This is a genomic window from Fibrella forsythiae (genome assembly GCF_017353175.1).
In the GTDB taxonomy this organism is placed as follows: domain Bacteria; phylum Bacteroidota; class Bacteroidia; order Cytophagales; family Spirosomataceae; genus Fibrella; species Fibrella forsythiae.
On sequence record NZ_JAFMYW010000002.1, the window covers coordinates 340,745 to 358,252 of the forward strand.

Genomic DNA, 17,508 nt, shown 5'->3' on the forward strand with positions numbered 1-17,508 from the left:
ATGCGCATGAACAAGCACCCTAATCCGCCGCGCTGGGCGCAGACGCTGCTGCGTTGGTGGGCACACCCCGATACCGCCGAGGAAGTACAGGGCGACCTGCTCGAACTCTACGACCACTGGGTACGTACCGAAACGTCGGACCGCCAGGGCCGCCGCCGGGCCAACTGGCGCTATAGCCTGAGTGCCCTGAAACTGCTGCGACCACTGGCCCAATTAACCCACAGGTCCAGCCGCTATGCTGACTACTATCAATCTCCGCTGTCTCTAAGTCCTGCTATGTTACGCAACTACATCAAAATTGCCTTCCGCAACCTGACCCGGAATAAGGTTTTTTCGGGTATCAACCTGCTGGGACTGTCTACGGGCATTACCGTTTGCCTGCTGATCTTCCTGTTCATCATGAATGAGTTCAGCGTCGATAATTTCCACAAAAACGGAAAGAACATCTACCGCGTGATGCGGGGCATTGAAAACGAAGGCAAAGAGACGGCGGTCGCCTATCTGTCGGGACCGTATGCGCCCGCCCTGCTGAACGACTTCAAGGGCCAGATCGCGCAGGCGGTGCGCGTAAACCCAACCGATGCGCTGGTGACGTCCGAAGATCAGTCGTTTCACGAGCGGAAAATCATCGATGCTGACCCTAACTTCTTTACCTTCTTCACGTTCCCTCTGCTCAAAGGCGACCCGGCTACCGTACTGACCGACCCGGCCAGTGTGGTGCTGACCGAATCGACGGCTAAAAAGTACTTTGGCACCATCGACAACGCCCTGGGCAAAATCGTTAAAATCGACAAAAGCCTGGCCGTGAAAGTTACCGGCATTGCGCAGGACGTACCCGCCAACTCCCACCTGGATTTTGATCTGGTAGTGCCGCTGGAAAACTACAAAGACCGGAGCTGGATGAACGTCTGGATCAACAACGGCCTGTATACCTATGTGCAGCTGGCACCAACAGTCAGCGAGGCGCAGGTTGAGCGTAATTTTCCGCGCTTCGTGGATAAATACATGGGCCAGATTCTGAAACAGGCGGGCTTCCACTTCAACCTGTCGCTCACGCCCCTGCCCGCTATTTACTTCGAACAGGCTGCCTTCGACAGTGTAAAGCACGGCGACAAAAAAGTGGTCTATATCTTCCTGTCGATTGCGATCCTTATTCTGCTGGTGGCCTGCATCAACTTCATGAACCTCTCCACCGTTCGGGCGGTCGAGCGCTCAAAAGAGATTGGCGTTCGTAAGGTGTTGGGCGCCATAAAAGGGCATCTGGTGTGGCAGTTTATCGGCGAATCACTGTTGCTGGCGACGTTCGCGTGCGTGCTATCGATTGGGATGCTCGTGCTGGTGTTGCCCTTCTACAAACAGCTGCTGGGTTACCCCCTGAACCTGTCCGTTTATGCGTTGCCGATCCTGCTGTTTCTCCTCGCAATCATTGTGGTGGTGGGTTTTCTGTCGGGCAGCTACCCGGCCTTTGTGCTGGCGGCCTTTTCACCCATTCAGTCGCTGAAAGGGAAATTACGGATGGGCAGAGGGGGTACGTCGCTGCGGCAGATATTGGTGGTGGTGCAGTTCAGCATTTCAATCCTGCTCATGCTCGGAACGGCCATTGGTACCCAGCAGATGCGTTACCTCAAAAACAAGCAGCTGGGCTACAATAAGGAGCAAACCCTGGTGATCCCCATCGACAACGACGACATCTATAATTTCTTCCTGGGCCATAAAGATGAACTGCTGTCGCAGAATAGGGTAGAGGCCGTTTCGATGATGTCGGGCGAGCCGGGTGGCTTTTTCGATGGACTTATGTTCGACGTAGAGGCGCACCCCACCCGCTGGAAAGCCCGAACGGAGTTTGCCGATTTCGATTTCGTGAAAACATTGGGGCTGAAACTCATTGCGGGGCGCGATTTCTCACCGCAGTACCCCACCGATACCGCTCGCGCTGCCCTGATCAACCGAACGGCGGCATCCCGGCTCGGCTGGACGCCCGACCAGGCCGTTGGCAAGTGGCTTAAAAGCACCCTGCGCGACAGCACGAACCGCATCATCATTGGCGTGATAGAGGATTTCAATTTTCTGTCGCTGAAGGAAGCGATCGAACCCTTGGTGATTGCACCGAACTCCGACCGTCGGGCGGCGCTGATCAGGCTTCGGCCCGGTGGTAACCTGACGGCTACCGTAGCTATGATTCAGCAGCTATATGCCAAAACGCGACCGGCCTACCCGTTTGAATACCACTTTTTAGACCAGCAGTTCGACCAGTTGTACAAGACGGATCTGCGTCAGCAAACCATCATGAGCGTTTTCGCGGGGCTGGCCATTTTCATTGCCTGTCTGGGGCTGTTTGGGCTGGCTACGTTTTCGGCTCAGCAACGGACCAAAGAGATCGGCGTGCGCAAAGTGCTCGGTGCATCCGTGGGCAGTATTGTCACGTTGTTGTCCAACGATTTTCTGAAGCCGGTCAGCATCGCCATTCTGATCGCCAGTCCGATTGCCTGGTGGGCGATGAGCAACTGGCTGCAGGGCTTCGCGTACCGCATCGACATCGAGTGGTGGCTGTTCGTGCTGATAGGCCTGCTAGCTATCGGCATTGCGCTACTGACGGTCAGCTTCCAAAGCATCAAAGCCGCTCTGGTTAATCCGGTAAAATCATTGCGGTCGGAATAAGCGTATCGAAGGTATAATTGGGCAACCTTTTTTCTACCAGTGTTGTGTCCCTGACGGGAGGGGGAGTGTTTAGCTGAAAGCGTACATCGACTGTCCACAAACGGACAATGGCGGTGTACGCTTTTTGGATAAAAAGGCCGCTCAGCAGTTAGAAATGGGGTTTTGTGGATATGGCATTGCATTTGATCAGCAAAAGTAGAGCTAATCAATACTGCATGAAACGGACGTATCTGGGTGAGTTTGAAGAGGTGGTCCTCCTGACGGCGGCCGTGTTGGCACTACAGGATCAGGCGTATGGCGTGGCCATCACCCACGAGATCAACGAACAGACGGGCCGGGCCGTGCGTCTGAATCAGATTCATACCGCCCTGCAACGGCTGGAAGAGAAAGGCATGGTCTCCTCACACATGGGCGACCCTACCGCCGAACGGGGTGGCCGGCGCAAACGGTTGTTCACTGTCACGGCCTATGGACAGCGCACGTTGCAGGAGATTCAGACCGTACGCACAACCCTGTGGGACCGGCTACTGGCACCACTTATACCCACTCTGAGTGTATGAAAAGGCCCGACGCATTACCAACTCCGCCCCGCGTCGCCGACCGGCTGCTGAGCTGGTTTGTAGCGCCACATCTACGCGAAGAGGTGCTGGGTGATCTGCACGAAGAGTTTGCCTGGCAGGTGGCGCGCATCGGCGAGCGGTGGGCCCGCTGGCGCTACTGGTGGGATGTGCTGGGCTTCGTTAAACCCCGCTTCATCCGCCGCCTCAACCCCAAGTACTCAACCCCAAACCCAACGGACATGCTACGCACCTATCTCAAAATCGCCCTTCGCCATCTGGTCAAGAACAAGGGCTATTCGGCCATCAACATTGGTGGACTGGCCGTGGGTATGGCCGTGGCGATGCTCATTGGCCTGTGGATGTACGACGAACTGTCGTTCAATACGTACCATCAGCACTACGACCGCATTGCGCTGGTCATGCAACAGCAACTCGAAGCCGGCCAGATCGCGACCAACAACGCTACGCCCATGCCGCTGGAGGCAACATTGCGAACCGAGTACGGCGAGTCGTTTAAACACATCGTGCTGGCTTCCTGGACAGGTGGACATATTCTGGCGGCTGGCGATAAGAAATTCACCGAGACTGGTAATTACATGCAGCCCGGTGTGCCCGATATGCTTTCTCTTAAGATGCGCAAAGGCACACGGGACGGCTTGCGGGAGCCCGCGTCGATTTTACTGGCCGAATCGGTGGCTAAGGCCTATTTCGGTGAGGCGGACCCCATTGGCCAGCTTATGCAACTCGACAACAAACTGGATGTACGGGTGACTGGCGTTTATCAGGATTTGCCAGCCAATTCCAGCTTTAGAGACTTACAGTTTATTGCCCCCTGGGATTTATACGTAAACAGCAAAGACTGGCTGATCAAGTCGAAACAATTATGGGACAACAACTCGTTTCAGACCTACGTTCAGCTCGCCGACAACGTGGATATGGCAGCTGTGTCGGCACAGATAAAGGGGGTGAAACGCGCTCATGTTGATGCGAAGCTGGCGCAGCAAAAACCGGACGTGTTTCTCCAGCCGATGAGCCGGTGGCATCTCTATTCGGAGTGGAAGAACGGCGTCAATACCGGCGGCCGGATTCAGTATGTATGGCTTTTTGGCCTGATCGGCGCTTTTGTGTTGCTGCTGGCCTGCATCAACTTCATGAATCTCAGCACGGCCCGTTCCGAAAAACGCGCCAAAGAAGTGGGGATTCGCAAAGCCGTAGGGTCAGTACGAACCCAGCTGATCAGTCAGTTTTTTAGTGAATCGCTACTGGTGGTCACCCTTACGTTTGTGCTGGCCTTGTTGAGCGTGCAACTCCTGCTGCCAGCCTTCAATGAAATAGCCGATAAACAACTGACCATTCTCTGGTCATCGCCTGCGTTCTGGCTGTTGAGCCTTGGATTCGTCCTGCTTACCGGGCTGATCGCAGGCAGCTATCCGGCCTTTTACCTGTCTTCGTTTCAGGCTGTCAAAGTCTTGAAAGGCACCTTTCGGGCGGGTCGTTTTGCGGCTGTTCCCCGCCAGGTGTTAGTCATCATTCAGTTCACGGTTTCCGTCACCCTGATCATTGGGACGATCATCGTTTTCCGGCAGATTCAATTCGCAAAAGATCGCCCGGTTGGGTATAGCCGGGCAGGACTCATCATGCTCGGCATGACGCAGGAAGACGTACACGCCCATTTCGCGACTATACGGACTGAGTTGATACAGGCAGGAGCCGTGGCTGAAATGGCCGAATCGGGTAGTCCGGCTACGGGGCTATGGTCCACCCAGAATGGGTTTAGCTGGAGGGGCGAGTCGACAGATGAACAGGTGGGATTTGGGACCATTTTTGTCTCGCACGAGTTTGGCAAAACGGTGGGCTGGCAGTTCAATGCTGGGCGGGATTTTTCGCGGGCCTATGCAACCGACTCGTCGGCTATGGTGCTGAATGAGGCGGCGGTCAGGTTCATGGGCCTTAAAAACCCGGTAGGTACGTTCGTGAAGTGGGAAGGGAAGTCGTGGAAAATCATTGGCGTCATCAAAGACATGGTCATGGAGTCGCCGTATGAACCTGTCCGGCGAACGGTTTACATGATCAACAACGGCTCGGGCAATGTGGTGACCCTACGGATAAACCCGAATCGGAACGTACCTGGCGCATTGAGCACGATCGAGGGCGTTCTTAAGAAATATGCAGCCGGTATCCCGTTTGATTATCAGTTTGTGGATCAGGCGTATGCACAGAAGTTTGGCGATGAAGAACGCATCGGCAACCTGGCATTCCTATTTGCTGGCCTGGCTATTTTTATCTCTTGCCTGGGCCTGTTCGGGCTGGCCTCGTTCATGGCCGAGCAACGCACCAAGGAAATCGGTGTGCGTAAAGTGTTGGGCGCGTCGGTGCTGAACCTGTGGAGTTTACTATCCAGAGATTTTGTGCTGCTGGTTGTCATTGCCTTCACGGTTGCTGCCCCAACAGCCTGGTATTTTCTGCACAACTGGCTGCTGAAATATGAGTACCGCACTACCATATCGTGGTGGATTTTTGCCGCCTCGGGCGTGGGGGCGTTGCTGGTTACGCTGTTGACGGTCAGCTTCCAAAGTATCAGAGCCGCGCTGATGAATCCGGTAAAAAGTTTACGGAGCGAATAGGGCTCGGTTGAGTTGCCTGAATTAACAGGGAAAGCAGTTCAGGTACGTTCCAAAGCACCGTCTGACTTTTTAGTCCGTCAGCGTACGGCTCGTGTCCGTTACTGGACAAAGGGAGATGGGTGGATTTGGCTGAAAACGGCTTTTGGGGTGCGTAGAAAGCACTTTTGGGAGTCTGGCAAGACATTTGACTGCCAGGAAGGGTAGACTCGTTCGGCGTAAAGTTGTTCAGGTGACCAGTCTACACATTTCTAGGTTAGCCCTAAACCCGGTATAACGATGCTCACAAATTATCTGAAGACGGCTGTTCGTAGCCTCCGTAAACAGGGAGGCTATTCTGTTATCAACCTGTTTGGGCTGGCCCTGGGGCTGGCCTGTTGCCTGCTGATCATGCTGTATGTAGTGGATGAATGGAGCTTCGATCGCTACCACGCCAAAGCCGATCGGATCTACCGCCTGAACGCCGATCTCCGGTTTGGGGGTAATACCATGAATATGGCCGTAACGCCCGACCCGATCGGGCCCACCCTCAGGCAGGACTATCCGCAGGTGGAACAGTACGTACGGCTTCATCAGCGGGGTACGTACCCGGTCAAGCGGGCGGGTACCACCAACACGCTGCGCGAAGACAACATCACCTTTGCCGACTCTACGCTGTTCGACGTCTTCACGCTGCCACTCGTCAGCGGTAGCCCCAAACAGGCGCTGACGCAGCCTCACACGGTGGTCATCAGTGAATCGGCAGCCCGGCGGCATTTTGGCGATCAGAACCCGATGGGGCAAACGCTGCTGTTCGATAAGCAGGGCTATAAAGTAACGGGCCTCATGCGCGACATGCCCACCAACACGCACTTCCACGCCGATTTCTTCCTGGCGATGGTATCCGACGACTACACGTGGGGGCAGTGGCTGAGCAATAACCACCATACCTATGTCGTGCTGAAACCCGGCACCAACCCGGAAGCTTTTGCCAAAAACCTGGACGTGGTGATTGAAAAATACGCTGGCCCCCAGTTTCAGATAGCCGTCGGTTCGAGTTATACCCAGTTCAAGCAGGCAGGGAACCAGTATCGTATCTGGATGACGCCGTTGACAGACATTCACCTGCGGTCGAACCTGCAAGTGGAACTGGCCCCCAACGGTAACATTCAGTACGTGTACATCTTCTCGGCGGTAGCGCTGCTGATCCTGCTCATCGCGGTTATTAACTTCATGAACCTGGCTACGGCCCGGTCGGCGGGGCGGGCCAAAGAAGTGGGGGTTCGGAAAGTGCTGGGGTCGGAGCGGGGTCAGCTGATGAGCCAGTTCATGACCGAATCGATACTGATGACCGGGCTGGCCATGCTGCTGGGGCTGGGCACCGTGGCCCTGCTGATGCCGCTGTTCAACAATGTAGCGGCGAAAACGCTTAGCCTTCAGGCATTGCTTTCGCCATATTGGTTGTTGGTGCTAATTCTGCTGCCCGTGTTCGTGGGGTTGCTGGCTGGTAGTTATCCGGCCCTGTTCCTGTCGTCGTTCCAGCCTATTGCGGTGCTGAAGGGGAACACCACGGCCAACACCAACCGGCGGGGCGTTAGTCTCCGTAGCGGGCTGGTGGTCTTTCAGTTCATGATGTCGGTAGTGCTCATCATCGGCACGCTGATCGTTTACCGACAGATCACATACATCCAGACCAAGAACCTGGGCTTCCAGCGCGATCACGTGTTGAGCGTCAATGGCGTGAACGTGCTGGGTAAACGTGCCGAAACCTTTAAACAGGAGGTATTGCAGCTACCGGGCGTTGTTTCGGGATCGGTGTCGGGCTATTTGCCTACGCCCAGCAACCGGAGTAATACGTCGTTTTTCCCGGAAGGGCAGATTGAACAGACAAAGGCTGTTAATATGCAGAGTTGGGGCGTCGATCATGACTACATCAAAACGTTTGGTATGCAGCTCGTGCAGGGGCGCGACTTCTCCCGTTCGTTCGGCTCCGATTCATCGGCCATTATCCTGAATGAAACGGCGGCCAAGCTGTTTGGTGGCAACTCTGTGCTGGGCAAACGGATAGCGACCTTCGCCAGTAATGACCTCAAGACGTTTAAATCATATACGGTTATCGGCATCATCAAGAACTTCCATTACGAATCGCTCCGGCAAAACATCGGCGGACTGAGCATGGTACTCAATCCAAATTCGGGCGGGGCGGCCTTCCGCCTGAACAGTGCCAACCTACCAACGCTGGTTCGGCAGATCGAGGCGAAGTGGAAGGCACTGGTACCGGAACAGCCGTTTAGTTATGAGTTTATGGACGACGGCTTCGACAAGATGTACCGCGCCGAACAACGGATTGGCACCCTTGCGCTGACATTTGCGGCGCTGGCCATCCTCATCGCCTGTCTGGGTCTGTTTGGCCTGGCCGCCTTTACCGCCGAACAGCGGACTAAAGAGATTGGCGTGCGCAAAGTGCTGGGTGCCAGCGTACCCAGCCTGATTGCGTTGCTCTCGAAAGACTTCCTGAAACTGGTGGTTATTGCCATCCTGATTGCTTCGCCAGTGGCCTGGTGGGCCATGCACCAGTGGCTCCAGGATTTTGCCTATCGAATCGAGATGGAGTGGTGGGTGTTTGGGCTGGCAGGTACGTTGGCCGTGGCCATTGCCCTGCTGACGGTCAGTTTCCAGAGCATTAAAGCCGCCCTGATGAACCCCGTGAAGAGTTTACGGAGCGAATAAGGCCTGATATTGTGTTGTTGACTCCCAAAGGATGAGTTGCCCGGTTTATCAGGGCTAACTGGTTCAGGTACGTTCCGAAGTGCCGCCAGTCAGACGGTGCTTAGTCCGTCAGCGTACGGGCGATGTCCGGTAATGGACAGATGCGGGTACTTGATAGCCTGAAAAATGGCTTTTCAGCGCTCAGGGCAAGCTTTGGGGAATCTGGCAAGGCGTTTGACTACCTATGCTTACTTGACAGACCATCTTACTCCAACTCGTTATGCTGCGTAATTATGTCAAAATAGCCTGGCGCAACCTTGTCAACAATGTGGTTTATTCATCTATCAACATTGGTGGGCTGGCCGTTGGTATGGCTGTGGCGATGTTGATTGGCCTTTGGATCTACGATGAATTATCGGTCAATACGTATCATCAGCGCTACGATCGTATTGCGCAGGTTATGCGGCACCGAACCATCAACGGGGAGGTCGGGACAAAAACAGGCTTGCCCATTCCGGCGGCTGCCAGCCTGCGCACCACCTACGGAGCTAATTTCAAACACGTCGTCCTGGCGTGGTGGACCAGCCTGCATACGCTGACGGTTGACAATCAGGCGTTCTCGAAGAGCGGAAAATTCATGACGCCCGAAGCGCCCGATATGCTGTCGCTGACGATGCTGAAAGGGAGCCGGAACGGGTTAAACGAGCCGGGGTCTATCCTGCTGTCGAAGTCGGTGGCGACGGCTTTGTTCGGCACGCAAAACCCGATGCATAAAACGCTGGCGATCGACAACACCATGACGGTGGAGGTGACGGGCGTTTATGAGGATATCCCCGCCGGAAACACCCTGGCTGATGTTCAGTTCATTGCCCCCTGGGACCTATACGCGGCCTCAACAGACTGGGTGAAGGAAGCAAAAGACGAATGGACCAATACCTCGTTCGAGATTTTCGTTGAGTTAAATTCCTCGGTTACTGCCGAGGAGGCTTCGGCCAAGATCAGGACGTTACTGGTCGGGAAAAGTCAGGGTGATGCGGCGCAGAAACCTGAAGTAACGCTGTTTCCCATGTCGCGCTGGCACCTGCATTCGGAGTGGAAAAACGGCATAAACGAAGGCGGACGTATTCAGTTTGTCTGGCTTTTTGGCTGCATTGGCCTGTTTGTGCTGCTGCTGGCCTGTATCAACTTCATGAACCTGAGCACGGCCCGTTCCATCAACCGCGCGAAAGAGGTCGGTATTCGGAAAGCGATCGGTTCGCGGCGTAGTGAGCTGGTGGCCCAGTTTTTTGGCGAGTCGTTGCTGGTGGTTGTCATCGCATATGGGGTAGCCCTTGTGCTGGTTGCGCTGGCAATGCCGTACTTCAATCAGGTAGCCGACAAATACATTCGTGTTCCCTGGCACACTCCTGTTTTCTGGCTGTCGGGGCTGGCTTTCACCTTGTTGACCGGCTTGCTGGCAGGCAGTTACCCGGCCTTGTACCTGTCGTCGTTTCGGCCGGTTGCCGTGCTGAAAGGGCCGTTCCGGTTGGGCAATAGCGTGGCTACACCCCGCCGGGTGCTGGTGGTACTGCAATTTACGGTGTCGATCATCCTGCTTATCGGCACAATGGTAGTGTATCAGCAGATACAACACGCCAAAAACCGTCCGGTTGGCTATACTCGTAACGGCCTGATTTCGCTGCTGCTCAACGTACCTGATTTCGCCAAACACCGCGAAACCGTTCGGGATGAGTTGATCAAATCGGGCGCAATCCTCGACCTAGGCGAATCGGCCAGCCCGCTCACCGAAGTACGGTCAACGAACGGCGGTTTCGACTGGGCGGGTAAAGATCCATCGCTTCAGGTCAATTTCGCGACCGTCGGCATATCGGCTGAGTTTGGCAAAACGGTAGGCTGGCAATTCAGTCAGGGCCGCGATTTTGCCCGGCAACTCGCCTCCGATTCGCTGGGCCTCGTGTTGAACGAATCGGCGGTGGCGTTTATGGGTCTTCGCAACGTGATCGGGCAAACGGTGAGCTGGAAAGGAAACGGTTTCGACATTCGGTTTCACGTTATCGGGGTGATCAAGGACATGGTGATGGATTCACCCTATGATCCGGTAAAGCCGTCGGTCTTTTTCATCGGCCCTCAACCCGGCAAGTTCCTGACCATGCGGTTGAACCCACAGCGTCCGGCGCAGGCATCACTGACAACTATTGGCGAAGTTTTGAAAACGCACCTGCCCGATGCGCCGTTCAACTACACATTTGTGGATGACGAATACGAGCAGAAGTTCCGGAGCGAAGAGCGTATTGGAAAGCTAGCCACGCTGTTTGCCGGTCTGGCCATTCTGATCTCGTGCCTGGGCTTGTTCGGGTTGGCTTCGTTCATGGCCGAACAGAGAACCAAAGAGATCGGCGTGCGGAAAGTGCTGGGCGCGTCGGTGCTGAACCTGTGGAGTCTGCTCTCGACCGATTTTGTGGTGCTGGTCATCATTGCCTTTGTCATTGCCGCACCGCTGGCGGGGTACGTGCTGCACCACTGGCTGCAACATTACGAATACCATACCGACCTGGCGTGGTGGGTGTTTGCGGCGGCGGGCGCGGGTGCGCTGCTGGTTACGTTGATAACCGTCAGTTTCCAGAGCATCAGAGCCGCCCTGATGAACCCCATACAATCACTCCGGTCTGAATAAACCGTAACCCGTATCAACCACTCACGTCCGGAAAGGCTCAAGCCAGCCGGAGCCGTTTTTTTGCTCAACTATGCTACGCAATTACATCAGAACCGCCTGGCGGAACCTGTTCAAGAATACATTCTATTCGCTGATCAACATTACCGGCCTGACTGTTGGCCTGTCGGTTGGGATGTTGATTCTGCTATGGGTACAGGATGAACTCAGTTTCGACCGTTTTCATAAACAGGCATCGTCTATTTACCGGCTCGAAAACTGGGCAGGTACCGGCAGCAGCCGACAGATCTGGACTACAACGGTGGCTCCGATCGCCGGCTTTGCCAAACGCGAAGTGCCCGAGGTGAAAGACGCCGTTCGGCTGGTGCATAATTACGCCTACACGTTATTTAAATACCAGGACAAGGTGTTTACCGAAGACCATTCGTTCTTCACCGACCCTACTTTCTTCTCGGTCTTTGATTTCAGTTTGATTCAGGGAAACCCGGCGAAGCCCTTCCCCGATAACAATTCGGTTGTGCTCACGGAGACCACCGCTAAACGGTATTTCGGTAACACGAGCCCGATTGGTAAGGTGTTGACCACCAACGGTAAACTTGCCTTCACGGTGAGCGGCGTCATCCGGGATTTGCCCAAAAACTCATCGATCACCGGTGATCTGTTCCTGCCCGTATCGCTGCTTTTTACCGATCTATATGCCAGTAAGCCGGGCGGTAAAACTGCGGATTCCGATTTCTCGCAGTTCATGTACGACACGTACCTGCTGATACCACCGGGCGCGTCGATTGCCAGTGTGGCCGATAAGCTGCGGACGATTCACCTTCGCAACAAACCCGACGATACCGACCTGACCTACCTGTTACAGCCGCTGGACAGCATGCACCTGTACCGGGCCGATGGGACCGAAGGCGGCATCGAAACCATTCGGATGTTCGCCATTGTCGCCCTGCTGATTCTGGTCATCGCCTGCATCAACTACGTGAACCTGTCAACGGCTCGTTCGTTGCTCCGGTCGAAAGAGGTGAGCATGCGCAAGATCGTGGGGGCTGCCAGGTCGCAGTTGTTCACGCAGTTTCTGGTTGAAACCGCTCTGCTGTTCGCGCTGGCTACGGTATTGTCTCTGGGGCTGATGGCGGGCCTGTTGCCGCTGTATAACCAGTTGGCGGGCAAGGCGTTGGTGCTGGATATGGCCAGTTATCAGATCTGGCTTGTGATTGGCCTGACGATTGCCGGCACACTGGTGGCGTCGAGCATTTACCCGGCCGTGTTGCTGTCGTCGTTCGAGCCGTTAAAAGCGCTGAAAGGAAAGGTATCGAACCGGCTGAGCGAGGCGTCGTTCCGGAAAGCACTGGTGGTGGTTCAGTTTGCGGTGTCGGTGATGCTGATCGCCGGTACGTTCATCATCAGCAACCAGCTACAATACATTCGCTCGAAGGAACTGGGCTACGACAAAACGCACGTGTTTGCTTTCTCTATGCGCGATATGACGAAGCAGTACGATGCCTTAAAAGCCGATCTGCTAAGTCAGCCGGGCGTGGCGGGCGTTACGCGGTCGAACGCCAACATTGTCGATAATGGTATGCAGACGGGCGATAATGCCTGGGATGGCAAACAAGCGGGCGAGACCATGATGATGCGACCTATGTCGATCGATAAGGATTTCATTCCGTTCTTCAACATGAAGCTGACGCAAGGCGCCAATTTTACCGGTGCCGTAGCCGATTCGCTGCATTTTATCCTGAACGAAACCGCCGTAAAAGCCGCCCGCATCAAAAACCCGATCGGCAAACGATTCCGGTTGTGGAAACACGACGGCACCATCATTGGCGTGGTGAAGGACTTTCATTTTGCGTCGATGCGGCAGAAGATAGAACCTGCTATTTTCTATTACGACCCGAAGCAGGCTGGGTCGATGTACGTTAAAACCACCGGCAAAGACGCCGCTCAGGCCATCGCCACAGTTGAACGCGCCTGGAAGCAGCACAACGGCGACTACACGTTCGAGTATTCGTTTCTGGACGAGGTATTCAACAACCTGTATAAAACAGAGCAACGCACCGGGATGCTGTTCACCATTTTCGCGTCGATTGCCATCCTGATCTCATGCCTCGGCCTGTTTGGGCTGGCAGCCTTCACGGCGCAGGTACGTACCCGGGAGATTGGCGTACGGAAAGTGCTGGGAGCGAGTGTAGCGAGCGTCATACAGCTGTTGGCCAAAGACTTCATCCAACTGGTCATTGTGGCCATTGTCATTGCCGTGCCGGTTGCCTGGTGGGCCATGAACCAGTGGCTCCAGGATTTCGCCTATCGGATCGAGATCCGCTGGTGGATGTTTGCCCTTGCCGGTACGTTGTCGCTGGCTATTGCGCTGCTCACGATCAGCTTCCAGAGCATCAAAGCCGCCCTGATGAATCCGGTGAAAAGTTTGCGGAGTGAGTAACCGAGTGCTCAATTACCCAGTATAGCAAAGCCATCTGCCCGACCTATTCAGGACAATCCATGTCCAATAACGGACAGCCTTCGAAAGAATTTAACCATTAAAAGCGTCAAATTAGCCTGTTTAGGCCGTTTGGCGCTTTTGGCCGCTGATTTGTACGATAAAATAGAGACTAATCAGATCAAGACAATGCGCAGAACGTACCTGGGCGAATTTGAAGAAGTGGTGCTGCTGATGGTGGCTATTCTCGACGGAGAAGGCTACGGCGTTACAGTCAGTCAGGCGCTGGAAGAGCATACGGGCCGGGTGGTCACTTTCGGCACCGTGCACAACACGCTTATCCGGTTGGAAGAGAAGGGCTTCGTGGTTTCTGAACTCGGTGGGGCCACGGCCGAACGGGGGGGACGACGCAAACGGCTATTTCGGGTAACGGCGCTGGGAAGCCGTGCCTTGCAGGAAATTCAACAGCTTCGGCAGGAGCTATGGCAACTGGTTCCGCCTCAATCGCTTCAACTCAGCAGCTTATGAACAAGCCAGACCACAACGCCTATGACCCGCGCGCTCAGCCACAGGCAGTACCCCCCCGCTGGGTACGTTGGTTGCTGACCCGGCTGCACCCCAAGGACACACTCGAAGAAGTGGAGGGTGATCTCGACGAACTCTACGCCCACTGGTACAATCGGTCGGGTAAAACCCGGGCCACGCTCAGGTACGTGCTCAATGTGGTGTCGGTATTGCCGCCTTTTGTCCGCCGTCGAAAACAAACTAAACAAGACTACGAACATCTTTCCAGCCTGCATCCTGCTATGCTACGCAACTATCTTAAAATTGCCTTCCGGAACCTGGCCCGCAACAGCACGTACTCGCTGCTGAACGTGGCTGGTCTGGCACTGGGTATGACCTGCGGCATTCTGCTGTTTACGCTCATTACCTACCACCTGAGCTTCGATAACTTTCACCCCCAGTCTGACCGGACGTATCGCTTCGTGACGGAGCAGCACCGCGAAACAATCAGCTACTCACGAGGCGTACCGGCACCCTTGGGTAAAGCCTTCCGTACCGACTATACGTTTGCCGACAAGGTGGCCCGCCTTGCCACCTTCGACGATATGCTGATCACCGTGAAGCAGGGGCAGGCAATGGCCAAGTATAAAGAGCCCGAGGGCGTCGCCTTTGCCGAACCGGATTTCTTCGGGATGTTCAATTATCCGCTGCTCAACGGCACCAGGGCAACCACCCTGACCGAACCCAACACGGCGATCCTGACCGAACGACTGGCCCGCAAGTATTTCGGTGATGCCAGCCCAATGAACCAGCTGATTCGGATGAACAACAAGATCGACCTTCGTATTGTCGGGGTGCTGAAAGACCTGCCCATCAATACCGATCTGCGGGCCGAAATTTTTGCTTCATACGCTACACTGAACCAATATGACGCCTGGCTTGCCAGCGATGATTCCTGGGGCGGCATTGTCAGTTCGATGCAATGCTTTGCGCAGCTACGTCCCGGCATTACGCCACAACAGGTTGAACGGGTATTGCCCGCCTACGTTAAAAAATACCGGCCGACCAGCAAGAACGTGCATCACTACAAGCTGCAGCCGCTGGCCGATATGCATTTTGACGCCCGTTACGGCGGTGCCATGACCAAAACAAACCTCTGGGTGCTGGCCTGCGTCGGGTTGTTTCTGCTCATTACCGCCTGCGTCAACTTCGTTAATCTGGCCACGGCACAGGCGCTCAACCGGTCGAAGGAAGTAGGCGTTCGGAAAGTATTGGGCAGCGTCCGGGGGCAGTTGTTCTGGCAATTTATTACCGAGACCGGGCTGATCACCGTGACGGCGCTGCTGCTTTCGTTGTTGTGGGCGACGATTTTGCTGCCGGTTGTAAACGAGTGGTTCGGGGCTCGTCTGCAACTCAAGCTGTTTTCCGACTGGCAGTTACCCCTGTTCCTGCTGGCTCTGACGGTGCTGGTCACGCTCTTTTCCGGGGCGTATCCGGGGCTTATTCTGTCTCGTTTTCAGCCGATTCTGGCATTAAAAGGTCGGTTGTCGCAGCAGGCGATTGGCGGTTTCAACACACGGCGGGCACTGATCGTGACGCAGTTCGCTATCTCGCAGACCCTGATTATCGGGGTCATCGTGATTGCCAACCAGATGCGTTACGCGCAACAGGCTGAACTGGGGTTCAACAAAGAAGCCGTTGTAATGGTATCGCTGGCGACCAATTCAAAACCGCAGACCCAGCATACAGTGGCCAATCGGTTCTCGGCGCTGGCGGGTGTGAAAAAGGTGTCGCTCTGCCAGGCGGCCCCCGCTTCAAGGAGCAACTGGAGCACCTCGCCCCGGTATGATAACCGACCCGAAGACGAGCCCTTTGCCGTCAACGTACGGGGCGGCGACGATCAGTTTATGTCGTTGTTCGATCTGCAACTGGTCGCTGGCCGGAACGTGTACCCTGCCGATTCGGTCCGGGAGTTTGTGGTCAACGAAGCCTTTGTACGCAAACTCAACCTGACCGCACCCGGTGCTGTATTGGGCAAAATGCTCAGCCTGAACGGCGACCGGTTCAAAGGGCCGATCGTAGGTGTCATCCGTGATTTTCACGATAAGTCGTTCCACGAGCATATCGAGCCAATGTGCATCAGTACGGTGGCCGAGAATTACGATTATTACGCCGTAAAGATTGACCTGCCGATGGCGCAGCCGACCCTGGCGGGTCTGGACGCGATCTGGAGCCAGACGCACCCCGATCAGGTGTTCGCCTATCAGTTTCTTGATGAACAGATCGCCGAATTCTACGAAACCGAAACGCTCATGCTGACGCTGATTCAGGCATTTGCGGCCATCGCCATCTTTATCGGGTGCCTGGGTCTATACGGACTGGTATCGTTTATGGCGGCTCAGAAGACAAAGGAGATTGGGATTCGTAAAGTATTGGGCAGCAGCACGGGCCAGATCATCTGGATTTTTGCCGGGGAGTTTACCCGCCTGATCCTGATCGCTTTTATTGTGGCCATGCCGGTGGCCTGGTTTGCCATGAGCCGGTGGCTACAAACCTTCAAAGATCAGATCAGTATTGGGCCTGACGTATTTGCGTTTGCCATGCTGGGTACGTTCCTGGTTGCGATTCTAACCGTCGGTTACCGGTCGATTAAAGCCGCCTTGATGAACCCGGTAAACTCACTGCGCAGCGAGTAAGCTCGATCAGGCGATTCGCTAAAAGCGTTGCTCACAAGGCAGCGCTTTTTTTGTATGTGGTTGTTTGACGCTGTGTATTGCTTCGCGAGTTAGCAACCTCCAGCGTCAGCCACACACAGCGCGTCAAGCAACTGTTCCCCTAACGGCGAACTGGCAGAACCGCTTCACGAATGACTGTCCGGGGGCGTACTGAAACTGTCCGTTTCTGGACATTGGAAAGTCATCTTTTGGTGTAAATAATGCGCTGCAGGGCCTGTATGGACTTTATTCAGTAATTGGCAAGGCATTTGACATACCGAAATAGATAATATAGACCCTCTAACTGGTACGGTATGCGTCGGAGTGATTTAGGCGAGTTTGAAGAGGTAGTTTTACTGGCCGTGGCCGTTCTTGTTCCCACGGCGTATTCGGTGGTGATCGCCGAAGCACTGGAACAGGAAACAGGACAGACCGTCAGCACTGGGGCGGTTCATGCGGCGCTGCAACGGCTTGAACAGAAAGGCTACCTCCGGTCTGAACTAGGTGAGGCTACGCCCGAACGCGGTGGTCGCCGGAAGCGGCTGTTCACGGTAACGGCGCTGGGTGGACGGGTGCTCAGCGAAGTACGTGCCGTGCGGAATAATCTGTGGGATCGCATTGTACCGCAGACCATTCTGACATGGAGCTGACCCGC

The 17,508-nt window shown here is 55.0% G+C and carries 9 protein-coding genes; all 9 read left to right on the top strand.

Features of this window, described 5'->3' with window-relative positions; genetic code table 11:
- The first annotated feature begins 6 nt into the window (after positions 1–6).
- The 9 genes from J2I46_RS07455 to J2I46_RS07495 all read left to right on the top strand — a co-directional run bounded on the left by J2I46_RS07455 (position 7) and on the right by J2I46_RS07495 (position 17,503).
- Complete coding sequence (locus tag J2I46_RS07455) at positions 7–2,658, top strand: ABC transporter permease (RefSeq protein WP_229379648.1); 2,652 nt, start codon at positions 7–9, stop codon at positions 2,656–2,658.
- 215 nt (positions 2,659–2,873) lie between these two features.
- Positions 2,874–3,218 (top strand): PadR family transcriptional regulator, encoded by a 345-nt coding sequence (locus tag J2I46_RS07460; RefSeq protein ID WP_207328381.1) that lies wholly within the window; start codon positions 2,874–2,876, stop codon positions 3,216–3,218.
- Positions 3,215–5,842 carry an ABC transporter permease gene (locus tag J2I46_RS07465; protein WP_207328382.1) on the top strand — a complete coding sequence of 876 codons (2,628 nt, stop codon included), beginning with the start codon at positions 3,215–3,217 and terminating at the stop codon, positions 5,840–5,842. Before J2I46_RS07460 ends, J2I46_RS07465 begins: the two co-directional genes overlap by 4 nt.
- A gap of 276 nt (positions 5,843–6,118) precedes the next feature.
- Positions 6,119–8,548: an ABC transporter permease gene (locus tag J2I46_RS07470; RefSeq protein WP_207328383.1), complete on the top strand. Its 2,430-nt coding sequence runs from the start codon at positions 6,119–6,121 to the stop codon at positions 8,546–8,548.
- 259 nt (positions 8,549–8,807) lie between these two features.
- Positions 8,808–11,201 carry an ABC transporter permease gene (locus tag J2I46_RS07475; protein WP_207328384.1) on the top strand — a complete coding sequence of 798 codons (2,394 nt, stop codon included), beginning with the start codon at positions 8,808–8,810 and terminating at the stop codon, positions 11,199–11,201.
- 70 nt (positions 11,202–11,271) lie between these two features.
- Positions 11,272–13,638, top strand: coding sequence for an ABC transporter permease (locus J2I46_RS07480; RefSeq protein WP_207328385.1), 2,367 nt, complete (start codon positions 11,272–11,274; stop codon positions 13,636–13,638).
- A gap of 186 nt (positions 13,639–13,824) precedes the next feature.
- Positions 13,825–14,163, top strand: coding sequence for a PadR family transcriptional regulator (locus tag J2I46_RS07485; protein ID WP_207328386.1), 339 nt, complete (start codon positions 13,825–13,827; stop codon positions 14,161–14,163).
- A complete protein-coding gene (locus J2I46_RS07490) occupies positions 14,160–16,835 on the top strand; it encodes an ABC transporter permease (RefSeq protein ID WP_207328387.1) in 2,676 nt (891 codons plus the stop codon). Before J2I46_RS07485 ends, J2I46_RS07490 begins: the two co-directional genes overlap by 4 nt.
- Before the next feature lie 332 nt (positions 16,836–17,167).
- Entirely contained in the window at positions 17,168–17,503 is a 336-nt protein-coding gene (locus J2I46_RS07495) for a PadR family transcriptional regulator (protein WP_207328388.1), read from the top strand.
- The last annotated feature ends 5 nt before the right edge of the window (positions 17,504–17,508 follow it).

Coding starts and splice junctions, on each gene's coding strand:
- J2I46_RS07455 (WP_229379648.1), top strand. CDS start 7: ATGAACAAGCACCCTAATCCGCCGCGCTGGGCGCAGACGCTGCTGCGT.
- J2I46_RS07460 (WP_207328381.1), top strand. CDS start 2,874: ATGAAACGGACGTATCTGGGTGAGTTTGAAGAGGTGGTCCTCCTGACG.
- J2I46_RS07465 (WP_207328382.1), top strand. CDS start 3,215: ATGAAAAGGCCCGACGCATTACCAACTCCGCCCCGCGTCGCCGACCGG.
- J2I46_RS07470 (WP_207328383.1), top strand. CDS start 6,119: ATGCTCACAAATTATCTGAAGACGGCTGTTCGTAGCCTCCGTAAACAG.
- J2I46_RS07475 (WP_207328384.1), top strand. CDS start 8,808: ATGCTGCGTAATTATGTCAAAATAGCCTGGCGCAACCTTGTCAACAAT.
- J2I46_RS07480 (WP_207328385.1), top strand. CDS start 11,272: ATGCTACGCAATTACATCAGAACCGCCTGGCGGAACCTGTTCAAGAAT.
- J2I46_RS07485 (WP_207328386.1), top strand. CDS start 13,825: ATGCGCAGAACGTACCTGGGCGAATTTGAAGAAGTGGTGCTGCTGATG.
- J2I46_RS07490 (WP_207328387.1), top strand. CDS start 14,160: ATGAACAAGCCAGACCACAACGCCTATGACCCGCGCGCTCAGCCACAG.
- J2I46_RS07495 (WP_207328388.1), top strand. CDS start 17,168: ATGCGTCGGAGTGATTTAGGCGAGTTTGAAGAGGTAGTTTTACTGGCC.